Annotated in this window: 18 protein-coding genes; 6 read left to right on the top strand and 12 right to left on the bottom strand. The window is 69.8% G+C overall.

All coding sequences use genetic code 11. The annotated features are described in order from the left end of the window. Both AC07NG_RS25140 and AC07NG_RS25135 read left to right on the top strand, forming a co-directional pair. Positions 1-77 (top strand): hypothetical protein (locus tag AC07NG_RS25140; protein WP_494595088.1); only part of this gene is annotated, 77 nt, incomplete at its 5' end. Further along, a complete protein-coding gene (locus tag AC07NG_RS25135) occupies positions 74-562 on the top strand; it encodes a MerR family transcriptional regulator (protein WP_494597080.1) in 489 nt (162 codons plus the stop codon). The genes AC07NG_RS25140 and AC07NG_RS25135, both read left to right, overlap by 4 nt. A gap of 173 nt (positions 563-735) precedes the next feature. On the opposite strand, the gene AC07NG_RS25130 is transcribed toward AC07NG_RS25135, so the two are convergent. Continuing rightward, positions 736-1914: a vWA domain-containing protein gene (locus tag AC07NG_RS25130; RefSeq protein WP_494597078.1), complete on the bottom strand. Its 1179-nt coding sequence runs from the start codon at positions 1912-1914 to the stop codon at positions 736-738. Positions 1915-2064: 150 nt separating this feature from the next. Between AC07NG_RS25130 and AC07NG_RS25125 the strand changes: the two genes are divergently transcribed. Then, the gene (locus tag AC07NG_RS25125) at positions 2065-3510 is read left to right on the top strand and encodes an MFS transporter (protein WP_492854943.1); all 1446 of its coding nucleotides are present in this window, start codon (positions 2065-2067) and stop codon (positions 3508-3510) included. A 167-nt stretch (positions 3511-3677) separates the two neighbouring features. Here AC07NG_RS25125 and AC07NG_RS25120 read toward each other — a convergent pair whose 3' ends face one another. From AC07NG_RS25120 to AC07NG_RS25090, 7 genes are all read right to left on the bottom strand, one after another. Then, on the bottom strand, positions 3678-4739 hold the full coding sequence (locus AC07NG_RS25120) for a Leu/Phe/Val dehydrogenase (protein WP_494597076.1): 1062 nt from the start codon (positions 4737-4739) through the stop codon (positions 3678-3680). A 134-nt stretch (positions 4740-4873) separates the two neighbouring features. After that, a complete protein-coding gene (locus AC07NG_RS25115; RefSeq protein WP_492854945.1) occupies positions 4874-5908 on the bottom strand; it encodes an alpha/beta hydrolase in 1035 nt (344 codons plus the stop codon). Continuing rightward, complete coding sequence (locus tag AC07NG_RS25110) at positions 5905-6489, bottom strand: uracil-DNA glycosylase family protein (protein ID WP_492854946.1); 585 nt, start codon at positions 6487-6489, stop codon at positions 5905-5907. Before AC07NG_RS25110 ends, AC07NG_RS25115 begins: the two co-directional genes overlap by 4 nt. Before the next feature lie 48 nt (positions 6490-6537). After that, entirely contained in the window at positions 6538-6921 is a 384-nt protein-coding gene (locus AC07NG_RS25105) for a hypothetical protein (RefSeq protein WP_494597073.1), read from the bottom strand. Positions 6922-6984: 63 nt separating this feature from the next. After that, the gene (locus tag AC07NG_RS25100) at positions 6985-7641 is read right to left on the bottom strand and encodes a glutathione S-transferase family protein (RefSeq protein ID WP_494597071.1); all 657 of its coding nucleotides are present in this window, start codon (positions 7639-7641) and stop codon (positions 6985-6987) included. 100 nt (positions 7642-7741) lie between these two features. Beyond that, entirely contained in the window at positions 7742-8044 is a 303-nt protein-coding gene (locus AC07NG_RS25095) for a DUF3253 domain-containing protein (protein WP_492854949.1), read from the bottom strand. Next, on the bottom strand, positions 8041-8907 hold the full coding sequence (locus AC07NG_RS25090; protein WP_494597069.1) for a DUF1444 domain-containing protein: 867 nt from the start codon (positions 8905-8907) through the stop codon (positions 8041-8043). Before AC07NG_RS25090 ends, AC07NG_RS25095 begins: the two co-directional genes overlap by 4 nt. 136 nt (positions 8908-9043) lie before the next feature. On the opposite strand from AC07NG_RS25090, the gene AC07NG_RS25085 reads away from it, so the two are divergent. Further along, entirely contained in the window at positions 9044-9502 is a 459-nt protein-coding gene (locus AC07NG_RS25085; protein WP_110118088.1) for a PaaI family thioesterase, read from the top strand. Here the strand turns inward: AC07NG_RS25085 and phaH are convergent. The 3 genes from phaH to rlmJ all read right to left on the bottom strand — a co-directional run bounded on the left by phaH (position 9499) and on the right by rlmJ (position 12424). Then, the gene (gene phaH / locus AC07NG_RS25080; RefSeq protein ID WP_494597068.1) at positions 9499-10230 is read right to left on the bottom strand and encodes a phasin PhaH; all 732 of its coding nucleotides are present in this window, start codon (positions 10228-10230) and stop codon (positions 9499-9501) included. The two genes, AC07NG_RS25085 and phaH, sit on opposite strands and share 4 nt — an antisense overlap. Before the next feature lie 90 nt (positions 10231-10320). Next, the gene (chrA, locus tag AC07NG_RS25075; protein ID WP_494597066.1) at positions 10321-11595 is read right to left on the bottom strand and encodes a chromate efflux transporter; all 1275 of its coding nucleotides are present in this window, start codon (positions 11593-11595) and stop codon (positions 10321-10323) included. A gap of 4 nt (positions 11596-11599) precedes the next feature. Continuing rightward, on the bottom strand, positions 11600-12424 hold the full coding sequence (rlmJ, locus tag AC07NG_RS25070; RefSeq protein ID WP_494597064.1) for a 23S rRNA (adenine(2030)-N(6))-methyltransferase RlmJ: 825 nt from the start codon (positions 12422-12424) through the stop codon (positions 11600-11602). 105 nt (positions 12425-12529) lie between these two features. Between rlmJ and AC07NG_RS25065 the strand changes: the two genes are divergently transcribed. Then, complete coding sequence (locus AC07NG_RS25065; protein ID WP_494597062.1) at positions 12530-13537, top strand: DNA topoisomerase IB; 1008 nt, start codon at positions 12530-12532, stop codon at positions 13535-13537. Positions 13538-13715: 178 nt separating this feature from the next. On the opposite strand, the gene AC07NG_RS25060 is transcribed toward AC07NG_RS25065, so the two are convergent. Continuing rightward, the gene (locus AC07NG_RS25060) at positions 13716-14693 is read right to left on the bottom strand and encodes a helix-turn-helix transcriptional regulator (RefSeq protein WP_494597060.1); all 978 of its coding nucleotides are present in this window, start codon (positions 14691-14693) and stop codon (positions 13716-13718) included. A 75-nt stretch (positions 14694-14768) separates the two neighbouring features. Here AC07NG_RS25060 and AC07NG_RS25055 point away from each other — a divergent pair, with 75 nt between their 5' ends. Beyond that, positions 14769-15113 carry a hypothetical protein gene (locus AC07NG_RS25055; RefSeq protein WP_110118093.1) on the top strand — a complete coding sequence of 115 codons (345 nt, stop codon included), beginning with the start codon at positions 14769-14771 and terminating at the stop codon, positions 15111-15113. Positions 15114-15159 lie beyond the last annotated feature (46 nt).

The raw sequence follows: 15159 nt of genomic DNA, 5'->3' as shown, positions 1-15159 counted from the left end.
ACGCCGTCGTCAAGGCCGTCAACGCCAAGGCCGGCGATCCGGTGGCCGCCGACCAGGTGTTGGTGGAGTTCGGATGAACCTCCACGACCTCTCCATCCCCGGCCCGCGGACAAAGGCGGCCATCGCCCTGGCCGAGCGCCGCCGCCGCGCCCAGACGAGCCTTCGCAAGGGAGTTCCGATGCCTTCGATCCAGAGCACCGCCGTCGCCCCAAACTCGATGGGGTCCGCCCCGCGCTTCACCGTGCGCGCCTCGGAGATCCCGATCGGCGTCGTCGCCGAGCAACTGGGCCTGACCCTGCGCGCCATCCGCCACTACGAGGAGATGGGCCTGATCGCCTGCGGGCGCGGGCCGAAGAACGTCCGCACCCTGGGCCAGGCGGCCCGCGCCCGGCTGGCGGCCATCGCCGGCCTCAAGGCCCTGGGCCTGCCGATCTCCGAGATCGCCGAACTGCTGGGCGAGGACGGGGCGTGTCCGGACAGGCTGAAGGCGCGGCTGCGGGCGCAGCTGGAGGCGCTGGACGCGCGCCGGACGGCGATTGCGGGGTATTTGTCGGGGCTGTGATCCCTCTCGCCTTGCGGGAGAGGGTGGCCCGCGAAGCGGGTCGGGTGAGGGGTCGATAGCCCTGTCGGCTGCGCGTAGCGGTGCGGCCGGGTGCGGCGTCGGATTTTTGAGAGACCCCTCATCCGACGGCCTTCGGCCGCCACCTTCTCCCGCAAGGGGAGAAGGGTCCCTGCTCAGCCCCGCACCAGTTCCCGCATCGCCTTGTCGAGCCCGTCGATGGTCAGCGGGAACATGCGCTCATTCATCAGCTGCTTCATGACGCCGATCGACTGAGTGTAGTCCCAGTGGCGTTCGGGCGTGGGGTTCAGCCAGATGCAGCTCTGGTAGATGTCGGTGACCCGGCTCATCCAGATGGCGCCCGGCTCCTCGTTCCAGTGCTCGACGCTGCCGCCCGGATAGGTGATCTCGTAGGGGCTCATGGTCGCGTCGCCGACGAAGATCACCTTGTAGTCGGCCGGGAACTTGTGGAGCACCTCCCAGGTCGGGATCTTCTCGGTGTGCCGGCGCTTGTTGTCCTTCCACACGCCCTCATAGAGGCAGTTGTGGAAGTAGTAGAACTCCAGGTTCTTGAACTCGGTCTTGGCGGCGGAAAACAGCTCCTCGCAGAGCTTGATGTGGCCGTCCATCGAGCCGCCGATGTCGAAGAAGATCAGCACCTTGATGGCGTTGCGACGCTCGGGACGCAGCTGGATGTCGAGATAGCCCTTCTCGGCCGTGCCGCGGATGGTGCCGGGCAGGTCCAGCTCCTCGGCCGCGCCGGTGCGGGCGAACTTGCGCAGGCGGCGCAGCGCCACCTTGATGTTGCGGGTGCCCAGTTCGACGCTGTCGTCGAGGTTCTTGTACTCGCGCTTGTCCCAGACCTTCACGGCCCGGCCGTGGCGGCCCTTGTCCTGGCCGATGCGCACGCCTTCGGGGTTATAGCCGTTGTTGCCGAACGGCGAGGTGCCGCCCGAGCCGATCCACTTGTTGCCGCCCTGGTGGCGTTCCTTCTGCTCGGCCAGGCGCTCGCGCAGGGTCTCCATTAGCTTCTCGAAGCCGCCCAGGGCCTCGATCTGGGCCTTCTCCTCGTCGGTGAGGAACTTCTCGGTCAGGGCCTTCAGCCACTCTTCCGGGATGTCGGCCGTGATCCCCTCGCCCACCGTCTCCAGCCCCTTGAAGACGTGGCCGAACACGCGGTCGAACTTGTCGAGGTTCTTCTCGTCCTTCACCAGGCTGGCGCGCGACAGGAAGTAGAAGTCGTCGATCGAGCGGTCGATGACGCCCTTGTCGAGGGCCTCCATCAGCAGGAGGTATTCGCGCAAGCTGACCGGCACCTTGGCCTGGCGCAGCTCGGAAAAGAAGCGAAGGAACATCGGCCGGGTCTCGGGGAGTCTCTGGGGAGGTCTCGAACGTCTGTTTGGCAGAATGAAGCCTCGAGGCGTTCGGCGCAACGGCGACCTCCTGGGACCGAAGTTATCCACTCTTTCCTTGAGCCGGCCGCCCGCCGGGCGTAACTGGCGCCCGTGTCCGATCTCGCCTCAGATCCGCGCCCGGCGCCCTCCCTCGAAACCGAAGCGCCCGATCCGTCCCCCTGGACCACCCGCCTCGTCTCCCTGGCCGTCGCCAGCGCGCTTTTGATGGAGTTCATCGACTCCACGGCGCTGTCGACCGCCCTGCCGCGCCTGGCCCAGGCCTTCTCGGCCGATCCGATCCACCTGAAGCTGGCGCTGACCTCCTACATTCTCGCGCTGGCGGTGTTCACCCCGGCCAGCGGCTGGGCGGCCCAGCGCTATGGGGCGCGGCGGGTGTTCCTGCTGGCCATGCTGGTGTTCCTGGGCGGCTCGGCCCTGTGCGGCCTGTCGCAGAGCCTGGCCCAGCTGGTCGGGGCGCGGGTTATCCAGGGGATCGGCGGGGCGATGATGACGCCGGTGGCGCGGCTGATCGTCGTCAGCTCCACGCCCAAGGACAAGCTGATCAGCGCCATGGGCTGGTTCACCATGCCGGCCATGATCGGGCCGCTGATCGGACCGCCGATCGCCGGCTTCGTGCTGTCGATCGCCGACTGGCCGTGGATCTTCTACCTGAACCTGCCGATCGGCCTGGTCGGGGCGATCGCCGTGCGCCGCTTCGTGCCCAAGGGCGCGCCCGACCGCGAGGCCGGCCGCTTCGACACACCCGGCTTCATCATGAGCGCCATCGCGCTGTCGGGCCTGATCGGCCTGGCCGAGACCGCCGGCCTGCCGCTGCTGCCGCCGCCGTTGCAACTGGCCCTGCTGGTCGTGTCGCTGGGCGCGGGCTGGCTCTATCTGCGGCGCTGCAAGGTGGTGAGCCGCCCGATCCTGGACCTGACCCTGCTGCGTTTCCCGACCTATCGCGCCAGCCTGCTGGGCGGCGCCTTCGTGCGGCTGGGCATCGGGGCGAGCCCGTTCCTGATGCCGCTGCTGCTGCAGGTCGCCCTGGGCTGGAGCCCGCTGAAGGCCAGCGCCGTGACCATCGCCACCGGGGCCGGCGTGCTGGTGGCCCGGCCGTTCGCCAGCGCCCTGCTCAAGCGCTACGGCTTCCGTTCGGCCCTGGCGGTGTTCGTCGTCGCCACGGCGATCATGACGGCCGTCCCGGGCCTCTTCACGGCCTCGACGCCGATGTGGCTGATGATCGGCCTGCTGCTGGTCGGCGGCTTCGCGCGGTCCAGCCAGTTCATCGCCGCCAACACCATCGCCTATGCCGACGTGCCCCAGCCGCGCGTGGCGGCGGCCTCGACCCTGGCGGCGGTCAGCCAGCAGGTCGGCCTGGCGCTGGGCGTCAGCTTCGGTGGTTTGATGCTGCACCTGACCCGCGACGTCGGCGCCGGCGGCCTGACGCCCGCCAGCTTCACCCTGCCGTTCGCGGCGATCGGGCTGGTGACCCTGCTGGCCCTGCCGGTCTATCTGCGGCTGGACAAGGACGCTGGGGCGAGCCTGAGCGGGCGCTGATCCCTCTCCCCTTGCGGGAGAGGGTGGCCCCGCGGAGCGGGGTCGGGTGAGGGGTCGCACGTACAGAAACGCCGCGAAAGCCGATCAGCTTTCGCGGCATCTGGTTTCTGAGAGACCCCTCATCCGACGGTCTTCGACCGCCACCTTCTCCCGCAAGGGGAGAAGGATCAGGGACGCGCCGCCGAAATCCGCGCCCGAGCGATCTCGTCGGCGACGAGGTTGGCCGGGCGGCCCTCGGCCTTGGACTGGTCGAGCACCTCGGCCAGGGTCAGGGCCAGGCGGTCGAGCTTGGTCGCCACCCAGGCCGGATCGAAGGCGCCGCCGGCTTCCAGGGCGCGGATCTCGGCGGCGACGTTGATGATGCCGCCGCCGTTGATGACGTAGTCCGGGGCGTAGAGGATGCCGCGGTCGAACACGGTCTGGCCGATCAGGGCGTCGGCCAGCTGGTTGTTGGCGCCGCCGGCGATGACCTTGACCTTCAGGCGCGGCAGGGTCGTCGCCGAGATGGCGCCGCCCAGCGCGCACGGCGCGAACACGTCGGCCTCGACGTCGAAGATGGCGTCGGTCGAGACGATCTGCGCGCCCGTCTTGGCCGCCACTTCGGCGAGGGCGGCCTGGTTGACGTCGGCGATGATCAGCTGGGCGCCGGCCGCGTGCAGCTTCTCGGCCAGGTAGGCGCCGACATGGCCGACGCCCTGGATGGCCACCTTCACGCCCTTGAGGTCACGCCCCAGGGCGCGCTCTACGCACAGGCGCACGCCGCGGAACACGCCCTCGGCGGTGACCGGCGAGGGATCGCCCGAGGCGGCCGCGTGGCCTTCCAGGCCGGCGACGTAGCGGGTGGTCCTGCGGGTGCTCTCCAGGTCGGCCGGCGAGACGCCGACGTCCTCGGCGGTCCAGTAGCTGCCGCCCAGGCTGTCGACCGCGCGGCCGAAGGCCTCGAACAGTTCCGGCGTCTTCTGGCTGCGGCTGTCGCCGATGATCACGGCCTTGCCGCCGCCGAAGTCGAGGTCGGCCATGGCGTTCTTGTAGGACATGCCGCGCGACAGGCGCAGGGCGTCGGTCAGGGCCGCTTCGCTGCTGGCGTAGTCCCACATGCGGCAGCCGCCGGCGGCGGGGCCGCGCGCGGTCGAGTGGACGGCGATGATCGACTTGAGGCCCGTCTTCTCGTCGTAGAACGAATGGACGCCTTCGTGTCCCTCGAAATCGGGGAGATCGAACAAGGTCATGCCGTGCCTCAGCCTGAAAACAGTGCGCCGGGATGTACGCCCCAACGACCGTCGCCGCAAGGATCACTTCATCGGCCTTTTGTCACATAGGCCGATGATCGTTCTTTTCGCACTGCAATACGCCGGACGTTCAACTAGCGTCCGGCCGGAACACCCTGAACTTTGACGATATTCGGCGCGGTCGGCGCGCCCGGGATCGGCGGCGCGCCCGACGGCAGGTCGGCCTGCGGGTCCTTGAGGAACGCCGCCGCGTCGCGCCAGACGACTTCCGCCTGCTTGTCGACCAGAAGAAGATGGTAGCCGTTGGCGTAGAACGCCGAACGATCGTCAGGCTTCAGCCGGCGGGCGGCCTGCTGCGTCGGCTCGTCGGGAATGATCTCGTCGTGCTCGCCGTAGAAGTAGGCGACCGGGACCTTCACCTTGCCCAGCGACGCCCAGGCCCGCTCCATCAACCCGACCAGGCCGTAGAGGGTGTCGGACCGCGCGCCCCAGATCATCAGCGGGTCGCGGCCCATGCGGCGCAGCTCGTCGATATTGTCGGTGGGCTGGACCTTGGAGACCAGCCATTCGGGCGGCTTGACCACCCAGCTGCGGGCGGTGTGGGCGGTGATCCACAGGCTGGTCTTGTAGGGCAGCGGCTGGTTCGACCAACCCCAGACGGCGGGAGCGAACAGCAGGAGACTGTCCGCGGCCGGCGGGTTGTCGGTCGCCATGGCGGCGATGGCCAGCCCCCCGCCCATGCTGACCCCGGCCAGCGAGACCTTGGCCTCGGGATGGGCCTCGCGCACCAGGGCCACCAGGGTGCGGACGTCCTCGATCATCAGGTCGCTCGAGGCCCAGACGCCCCGGGCGGGCGAGCGGCCAAAACCGCGCAGGTCCAGCGCGTAGGTGGCGATCCCCTGCTGGGCCCACCACGGCGCGGCCAGGTGATAGGCGTTGGAATAGTCGTTCATGCCGTGCAGGCCGACGACCACGTGGGTCGGCGCGCCGCCTTCCGGCAGCCAGCGCTTGATGCCCAGCTTGGCGCCGTCGAAGCTGACCAGCCAGTCGTCTTCCAGGCGGGCGCCGCGCAGGCCCAGCGGGGCGAGGTCCGGGCGCTGGGTGATGGGGGCGCAGGCGGCGGCGAGGCCGGCGGCCCCGACTGTGAGGAGGAGGCTCCGGCGGTTCATGGGGCCAACATGCCCGCGACACGGCGGCGAAGATAGGGCGTCACCTCGTCCTCGAACCAGGGATTGCGCTTGAGCCAGGCGGTGTTGCGCCACGACGGGTGCGGCAGGGGCAGAACGCCGTACCCCACGTATTCGCTCCAGGCGGCCACCGTCTCGGTCATGGTCGGCTTCATGGCGTCGCCCAGCGCCCAGGCCTGGGCGTAGCCGCCGACCAGCAGGGTCAGCTCGACCTTGGGCAGCAGGGCCAGCAGGTCCTTGCGCCAAAGCTCGGCGCAGCGCGGCGGCGGCGGATAGTCGCCGCCCTTGGGATTGGTGCCGGGAAAGCAGAAGGCCATGGCCGCCACCCCGATCTCGGGCCGGCCATAGAAGGCGCCACGGTCGATCCCCATCCAGTCGCGCAGTCGATTTCCGGACGGATCGTTGAACGGCAGGCCGGTCTCGTGCACCAGCCGGCCCGGCGCCTGGCCGCAGATCAGCAGGCGCGTCCCCTCGCCTACCCGCACCACCGGTCGGGGTTCGGGCAGGTCGCCGACGCAGGCCCGGCAGGCGCGGATCTCGGAAAGCAGGGCGTCGAGCGACATGGTCCCGCAGTTAGGCGGCCGCCGGTCCCGCGCCAAGGGCGTGCGGCCCTACGACCTGGCCACGGGAAAGTGGAAAGGCACAGCGACGAGCTTGCCGGGCGCGTCGAGAGCAAGGGCTGTATCGAGCCGCAAGACGAGGGCGAGCGGGCCCGAGGCCGGGTTGTTGCTCGCGTCGCAGGTGACCTCGAAAGCCTCCTGGGCCGTCGCCCCGAACAGCGAGCCATGCTCCCAGAGCTGGGTCAGAAAATTCGTCGCCTGGGCCTTAGCCTCGACCATCATCGCGTCCGACAGCGGCTGGGTCGCCGTCCAGGCCAGCATGAGCTTGAAGTTGGCCTCGATCACCCGCAGCAGGCGCAGGCGATCCTGCGGGCCGGCCGCCAAAGAGAGCGCCTCCTCGTCGGTGAGGAGGTCGGGTGGCGACGGGTTGGTCATGACGGCTGGCTCTCCCCGCGCTTGCCGCTCAATCTCCGCTGGCAAGCGCGGCTTGGCAAGCGGTCAGGCCGCGGTCGGGGCCGCGAACATGGCCAGGAGCCCCTCTTCCCTGGCGATCAGCTCGGCGAACGAGGGCCGGGCGAGGATGGCGTCGGTATAGGCCTTGGTGCGCGGCCAGCGCGACAGGTCCAGCCCCAGGTGGCGCAGGTTGGCGAAGGGGCTGGCAACGGCGATGTCGGCCAGGGTCAGGCGATCCTCCAGCAGGAAGCCGCCGACGTCGGGCACGATGGTCTCCAGATAGTCGAGCACCGGCGGCAGCTCTTCGGCCTCGGCCTTGGCGGCGATCGCCTCGTCGCCAGGCTTGCGCATGAAGCGCGGGGCGACGATGCGGTTGAAGAAGATCTTGCCGCCTGCCGCCACCAGGATGGTGTCGGCGTACTCCTCGAACCACACCGCCCGGGCGCGGGCGCGCGGCTCGGCCGGGATCAGGTTGGGCTCCGGATGCAGGGCTTCGAGATAGGTGATGATCGCCGTGGAGTCCGAGATGCGGAAGTCGCCGTCCTGGAAGGCCGGGATCTTCCGGAACGGGCTGCACTCGGCGAAGTCGGGATCGAGGGTCCCGGGCGGCGACACCCGGTTCTCGAGCACGAGGCCCTTCTCGGCCCCGAAGGCCAGGGTCTTGCGCACATAGGGGGAAAGCGACGAACCGAAGACGATCATGACGAACCTCCCGATGTATTTGAAAGGCTCATAGGTTCATCGATGCAGTTGCATTTCAAGACCCACTCGCCGACGTGTTCGGAGCGGGTCCTGAAGCGGCTCAGGCCTCGGCGTCGTCGGCCCCGTCGTCGGCCACATCCGGGAAGCTGGTCGGATCGCCTTCCAGCGGCAGGCGCAGGCGATAGACGCCCCGGAACTTCTCGGGATTGACCGGCTTGTTGTGGCGCAGGATGACGATCTTGCCTTCCTTGGCCAGTTCGACGGCGTCGGTGCGGACGTGGCCGAGCAGCCGCTGCCAGCGCTCGGGCTGAATGGCCTTGGCCACCGACATCGGGTCGATGGACTTGCCGGCCGGCAGGTCGGCCAGCTGCGAAAGGATGGTGTCTTGGATCGGGGTGGTCATTTGCTCGGCTCTAGCACCGACCAGTTTCCGTGGCGATAAAGGAAAACGCTCGTCGAGAAGACCTCGGGCTCGCCCTGGTTGGCCTTCACGAACTTCACGAAGCGCGAAAGCCGCGCCGGATCGGCTGTGTCGGCGATCAGCAACACGTTGCGCTGCAGGAAGACGACGGCCGCCTCGTCCTTGATCTGGATGCCCTGCGCGGACCAGCGCTCGGGCATCGACACCAGGTTCAGCGCCAGGCTGGCGCCGTCGGTGACGAACCAGACGCCGGGCTCCATCGACTCGACCTCCAGGGGCCCGATCTTCTCGCCGGTGTTCTTGCGCGCGGCGGTCCAGGCGTCGGCGGTCTCGATCCCGGCCTTGGTGAGATCGTCCTTGGTGGCCAGACGGAAGCTCTCGCTCTCGTCGACAGCCACGACCTCGATGAAGTCGCCGACCAGCGGCCTGTAGACCAGTTCGGCGCCCGGCATCGCCTGGAGGTATTCGACGGGCCGGATCAGCACGACCAGCTTGTCGCGTTCCAGCGCGGCCTTCTCGCCGCTCGAGGCCATGACCCGCGCCAGCTGCCCGATGATCGTGTCGAGATCCCCGGGCGTGTTGCGATAGCGGCCGTAGGCGTTGTCCAGGAACAGCGACATGCCGTCGTCGTCCTTGGCGGCCTTGGCCTGATGGATCTTCAGGCTGTCCTCGCCGACCAGTTCGATGCGGAGCGTGGGGTCGGCCTTCAGCAGCGCCGCCCGCATCTCCAGCTGGAACTCCGACATCGGCATGATCATCGGCGCGTCCTGCGCCATCGCGCCGGTCGCCAGAAACGCCGTCAAGGTCCAGGCCGCCAGGGCCCCGGCGATCGCTCTACCCAACATGCGTATTCCAAGCCCCCGCAAGTTCCAGGCGAACCTGCCCCAGTTCGACGGCCGCGGCCAGACGCCGGCTTGCTTCGGCGTCCGCCGGGGTCTTAGCTGAACAGCAAAACAACGAGAAAGTACGGGAGCGCAGGGCATGGACGGCGGCAACGAGATCGTCAGCGGGCCAAGGCTGGTCGAGGACGGCGAGTGGGCGGGCTGGCGCACCTGGACGGGCCAGGACCCCTTCGAGGACACGGCCGGGCCGTTCTATTTCCGCGAGGAGGACGGCAAGGTGCGCTGCGCGTTCCGGGCCGAGCCGCGCCACATGAACGGCGGCGGCTTCATGCACGGCGGCTGCATGCTGACCTTCGCCGACTTCTCGCTGTTCGCCATCGCCTGGCGCGAGCTGGACAACGCCAAGGCCGTGACCGTGTCGCTGAACGGCGACTTCGTCGGCCCGGCCAAGCCCGGCGACCTGATCGAAGCGACCGGCGAGGTGATCCGCGCCGGCGGCTCGATGATCTTCGTGCGCGGCCTGCTCTCCACCGGCGGCCAGCCGATGTTGAGCTTCTCGGGCGTGATCAAGAAGATCTGGACGATGGGCGGCGCCTAGCCGCCCGTCGAGCCCGCGCCCTCGGCCAGCCGCTTGGCCTGGGCGACCCAGGCGTCGCGCTCGGCGCGGCCCTTGAGGCTGAGCAGCTTGTCGAAGCTTTCGAGCTCGTCGGCGCTCCAGTCGGCGATCTGGCGGAAGCGGGTGACGCCCAGCTCGGCCAGCGAGGCGGCCAGCTTGGGGCCGATGCCGACCAGCAGGGTCAGGTCGTCGGCGACGTCCTTGGCGGAGGCCACGACCTTGGAGGCGACGTCGTTGGCGGGCGCGACGACCTCTTCGACCACGGTCTCGGCCGGCTCGGCGATCGCTTCCACCACAGGCTCGGGCGCTGTTTCGACCACGGCCTCGACCACCTCGACCGAGGCTTCGGCGAGCGCGACGGGGACCTCGGCGGCGGTCTCGACGATTTCGACCGTCGAGGCGGCGACCGTCTCGATGATCGGCTCGACCTCGGCGACGGCGGCCTCGACCACATCGGCGGGCGTGGCGATCAGGGCTGGGGCCGGCTCGTCGAGCACGCCGCGCGACACCGGTTCGGGCGCCAGGGCGATCAGGGCCTCGATATTGACGGCTTCACGCCATCGGTTGGACCACCACCACCAGGCGGCGCCAGCGACGGCCGCGCCGCCGAACACCGCCCACAGGGGCGATGCGGCCCCGATGAGGAGGTTCGGCGCCGACGGTGTTTCGGGACTCTCGGAAGACAGGGGCAGGAAGGACGAGGAAGCCATGGCCGTTCACTCCGTCGATCGCGATTGTGCGGCGCAGCATAACACAGAACGCCGGTTCGCAAGCGCAAAAATGCTACCCTAGGGGAAGCTTTAGAACAGCGCCCCGCAGGCCAGGCCCGCCAGCGTCATCACCCCCACCAGGGCCAGGATCGGCAGCCGCAGGGCGAAGGTCAGGCCGCAGGCGAGGACGGTAAGGCCCAGCGCGACCGGATCGAGGCTGAAGAGGTCGGGCAGCGTCGTGCGAAACGGCCCCCAGGCGGCCTCGTTCCCGCTGCGAAACAGCAAGTGAACGGCGAACCACAGCGCCAGACTGGCGATCACCCCGACTACCGCCGCCCCGACCCACGACAGGGCCGCCGCGGCGCGGGCGTGGGCGCGCAGGCGCTCGACGAACGGTCCGCCGGCGAAGATCCACAGGAACGACGGGGCGAAGGTCGCCCAGGCCGCCATCAGCCCGCCCAGGATCGCGGCCGGCCAGGCCAGGGCCGGGTCGGCGTCGCGCCAGGCGGCCACGAAGCCGACGAAGACGAAGGTCAGCACCAGCGGTCCCGGCGTGGTCTCGGCCAGGCCCAGGCCGTCGAGCATCTGGTTGGGCGTCAGCCAGTTCAGTTCGCCCGCCACCTGGCCGACATAGGCCAGGGCCGCATAGGCCCCGCCGAAGCTGACCACCGCCAAGCCGCTGAACACCGCCCCGATCTGGGCCAGGGCGGAGCGCGGAGCCAGGGCGAAGGCCAGGGCCACCGGCGCGAGCCAGATGGCAAGGCAGATCAGGGCCGCCCTCCCCGCGCCCTTCAGCGGCGCATGCTCAGCGGAGACGTCGGGAGCGGCGTCGCGACGGCCTAAGAACCAGCCGGCCAAGCCTGCAACCAGGATCACCAGCGGGAACGGCGCGATGGTGAAGCTCAGCGCCAGGAAGGCCAGGACGGCGGCGATCTTGCCCGCCTGTCCCCGCGCCGCCCGGCCGGCCATCCGGATCAGGGCCTGCAGCACCAGGGCGACCACCGCCGCCTTCAGTCCCAGCAGGGCCGGCGCGGCCCAGCTGGCCTGGCCATGGACGACATAGAGCGCCGACAGCGCCAGCATCGCCGCCAGCCCCGGCAGCACGAACAGCAGCCCCGCCGCCAGGCCGCCGCGCACGCCATGCAGCCGCCAGCCCAGCCAGGTCGCCAGCTGCTGGGCCTCAGGCCCCGGCAGCAGCATGCAGAAACTCAGGGCGTGAGCGAAGCGGTCCTCGTCGACCCAACCGCGCTTCTCGACCACCTCCCGATGCAGCAGGGCGATCTGTCCGGCCGGCCCGCCAAAGCCCAGGCAGCCGACCTTCAGCCAGACGGCGCAGGCCTGACGGAGGCTGGGGGCCTGGCTCACGCGGTCAGGCGCGCCAGACGCGGGCGGCCGCGCCCGGATCGCCCAGACGCTGCGCCAGGAAGGTCGTGATCTCGCGGACCTGCGGCTCGATCGCCGCCGGGGCGCCGACCAGCACCATGGCGCTGCCGTTCATCTTCATCGGGTCTCTCAGAGGCCGCAGGCGAAGCTCGGCGACTAGCGCGTCGTCCGTGACGTTTTCTAGCGCGCGGATGAAAGCGTCGAAGGTCTCCAGGTCCTTGAGCGGGGTCCAGATCGCCAGCACGGCGGCCGGATCGACCTTGCGCACCGCCCGCACCGTGGCCACGCACTGGGCGTAGTCGTCGGGCCGCTCGAACGGCGGGTCGATCAGCACGAAGGTGCGGCCGCCCCGCCCGGCGCGGGCCTCGGCGGTGGCGTAGCCGTCGGCCTGCAGGGCCTGGGCGAAGGCGTAGGGGCCCAGCACCTTGCGCAGCTGGTCGAAGTCGTCGTCGCGCAGCTCGCAGGCGGCGTAGCGGTCGCCTCGGCGTAAGCGCCGGGCGATCAGCAGCGGCGAACCGGGATAGAGCGGCGCCTCGGCGTCGCCGACGTTCAGCTCCTCGACCGCCTTCAGCAGCGGCGCGAACGGCGCGGGGGCGTCGCCCTCGGCCAGCAGCCGCCCGATGCCGGCGGCGGCTTCCTTGGATTTCTGGGCCATGTCGCCGCGCAGGTCATAGGCCCCGGCGCCGGCGTGGGTGTCGATCACCGCCAGCGGCGACTCGTCGGCGGTCAGGCCCGCGAGCAGGGCCAGCAGGATCGCGTGCTTCTGCAGGTCGGCGAAATTGCCGGCGTGGAAGGCGTGGCGGTAGTTCATCGAAGCTCCCCGGAACGGACGAACCGTCTACCACGTTGGCCGGGATTGGGTTGGGAGCGAACGCATGACCCGGCATTTTTCCGTCTTCGGCGCGCGGTGAGCGCCATGGCCCGCGACACCAACGAGACGCCCGCCGCTGAAAAGACCCTGCTGGCCTATGTCAACGACCAGGAGCAGGGCCTGACCCGCCTGGGCAAGCCCGGTAGGTTCTCCTACGCCGACGCCGACGGGCGGACGGTGAAGGACGAGGCGACGCTGGAGCGCATCCGCGCCCTGGTCATCCCGCCGGCCTGGACCAGCGTCTGGATCTGCCCCGATCCCAACGGCCACATCCAGGCGGTCGGCCGCGACCAGAAGGGGCGCAAGCAGTATCGCTACCACCCGGACTGGCGGGCCGACCGCGACGCCCGCAAGTACGAGCGCATGGCCGCCTTCGGCCGCGCCCTGCCCCGCCTGCGAAAGCGGGTCGACACCGACCTCGCCCGCCGCGGCCTGCCGCGCGAAAAGGTGCTGGCCGCCGTCGTGCGCCTCTTGGAACTGACCCTGATCCGGGTCGGCAACGACGAATACGCCAAGACCAACAAGAGCTTTGGCCTCACCACCATGCAGAAGCGCCACCTGAAGCTGGCCGGCGGCGGGGCGGTGTTCGAGTTCAAGGGCAAGAGCGGCAAGGTGCACCACACGGGCTTCCGCGACCGGCGCCTGGCCCGCATCGTCGCCGCCTGCCAGGAACTGCGGGGCCAACGCCTGTTCCAGTATCTCGACGAGGACGGCCAGCGCCGCTCGATCGAGAGCCACGACGTCAACGACTACATCCGCGCCGTGGCCGGCGAGGACTTCTCGGCCAAGGACTTCCGCACCTGGTACGGCTCGCTGGCGGCGCTGGAGGCGCTGAGCGTGCAGCCTGCCCCAGCCACGAAGACCGAGGCGAAGAAGGCCCTGAACCTCTGCATCAAGGCCGTGGCCGGCCTGCTGGGCAACACCCCCGCCGTCTGCCGCGCGGCCTATATCCACCCCCGGGTGCTCGAGGCCTTCGAGACCAGCGCCCTGCCGAAGCGACGGGCGAGTTCGGCGCGGGCGCGGGAGCTGGCGTTGCTGAGGCTGGTGGCCTGAATCCCCTTCTCCCCTTGCGGGAGAAGGTGGCGGCCGAAGGCCGTCGGATGAGGGGTCTCTCAGATAGGAGACGCTGCCGCCCGGCCTGACCGCCGCACGCGGTTTTGAGTTCTGAGAGACCCCTCACCCGACCTCGCTCCGCGAGGCCACCCTCTCCCGCAAGGGGAGAGGGATCACGCTACCGATGCGCCGCCAGCGCCTTCTCCAACTCCCGAACCATGATCGTCTTCAGGTCCTCCGGCGAGACGATCTCGACAGCGTCCCCCCAGGTGAAGAGGTGCCAGGCCAGTTCCAGCATGCCGCTGGCCCGGAAGCGCACGGTCACCGCGCCGTCCTCGCCCTGCTCCACCACCTGGTTGGAGTGGAAGCGCCAGCGCATCGCGTCTTCCGCCCGTTCAGGGCTGATGCGCAGCACCACGTCCTCGATGTCGCCGTGATAGATGCCGAAGCTCTCGTCGGCGAAGGCCTGCAGCGAGAAGTCGGCCGGCGGCGAGGCCGGCTTGTCCAGCGCCTGGACGTCGCTCATCCGGTCCAAACGGAAGGTGCGCGGCCGGGGGCTGCTTCCCTCCAGCGAGACCAGATAGTTGCTGCGGCCGAACAGTATGCCCAGCGGCGTCACCGTGCGGGTGCGCCCCGGCTGGCTGCCGCCGTCATAGCGGAACGACAGGGCCGTCAGCCCCTTCACCGCCGAGCGGATCTGCGCCAGCACGTTCTGGTCCTCGTGCGGACGCGGGCCGGCGTGGACGGCGATGGTCTCGGCCTGGACCAGGGCCTCGACGTCGGGCGCCACGCGCCGGCGGGCCGAGCCCTTCAGTGCCGACAACAGCTTGCCCTCCAGGGCGTACAGCGCCGCGGCCCGGCCATGGGCGCCGGCCGTCTGGTTGGAGTCGGCGGCCGTGCGCAGGGCCGCCAGTTCCTCGGCGGTCGGGGTCTGGAACAGGCTGTCCAGGCCCGAGGGGATGCGGAAGCGGCGGGTCGGCGGGTCCTCGATCGACTCCATCTGCGGGAAGGCCGCCCAGACGGCGTCGCGCATGCGCTCGGCCGTACGCCGCCCCACCTCCATGGCCTGGGCCATCTCGTCGAGCGTCAACCCTTCGGAGGAACTGGCCAGCCGGCGGGCCAGGTCGAGCAGCTTCGTCGCCTTCTCATGTCTCATCCCGGTTCATTACGACCGTTTTTGACGCAACGCACGTGGAAAAGGAGTCATCGCAATTCGTTCGGAGAAACCGACATGAGCCGCCTCGCCTGCCAGCCCTGGCACGTTCGCCCGGTCAGCGCCGCGATGATCTCGGCCGTGCTGGCCTTCGCCGACATCCACCGCGACATGGGCGCGGGCCGCACCCTGATGCGGCTGAGCCCCGAGCGCGCGGCCAAGGCCGACGTCATCCTGCTGCTGGGCGCCGACGCCGAGCGGGCCACGGACCTGGGCCTGGTGTGGAACGACCGCGAGGACCAGCTGATGCGGGTGGTCGACGACGCGGCCCTGCGCGAGACCCGGCTGGCGGCCTGGGAAGAGGCCTTCGACCTGTTCGAGACCGAAGAGCCGGCGCTCGAACCGGCCCGCCTCTGCGCGTGACTCTAGCGCCGGCCGCGAACGCCAAGAGAGCTTGAATCTTCGCGCG

The sequence above is a fragment of the Caulobacter sp. GW821-FHT10C03 genome (assembly GCF_059415485.1).
This window is presented reverse-complemented; position numbering and strand designations above follow the sequence as displayed.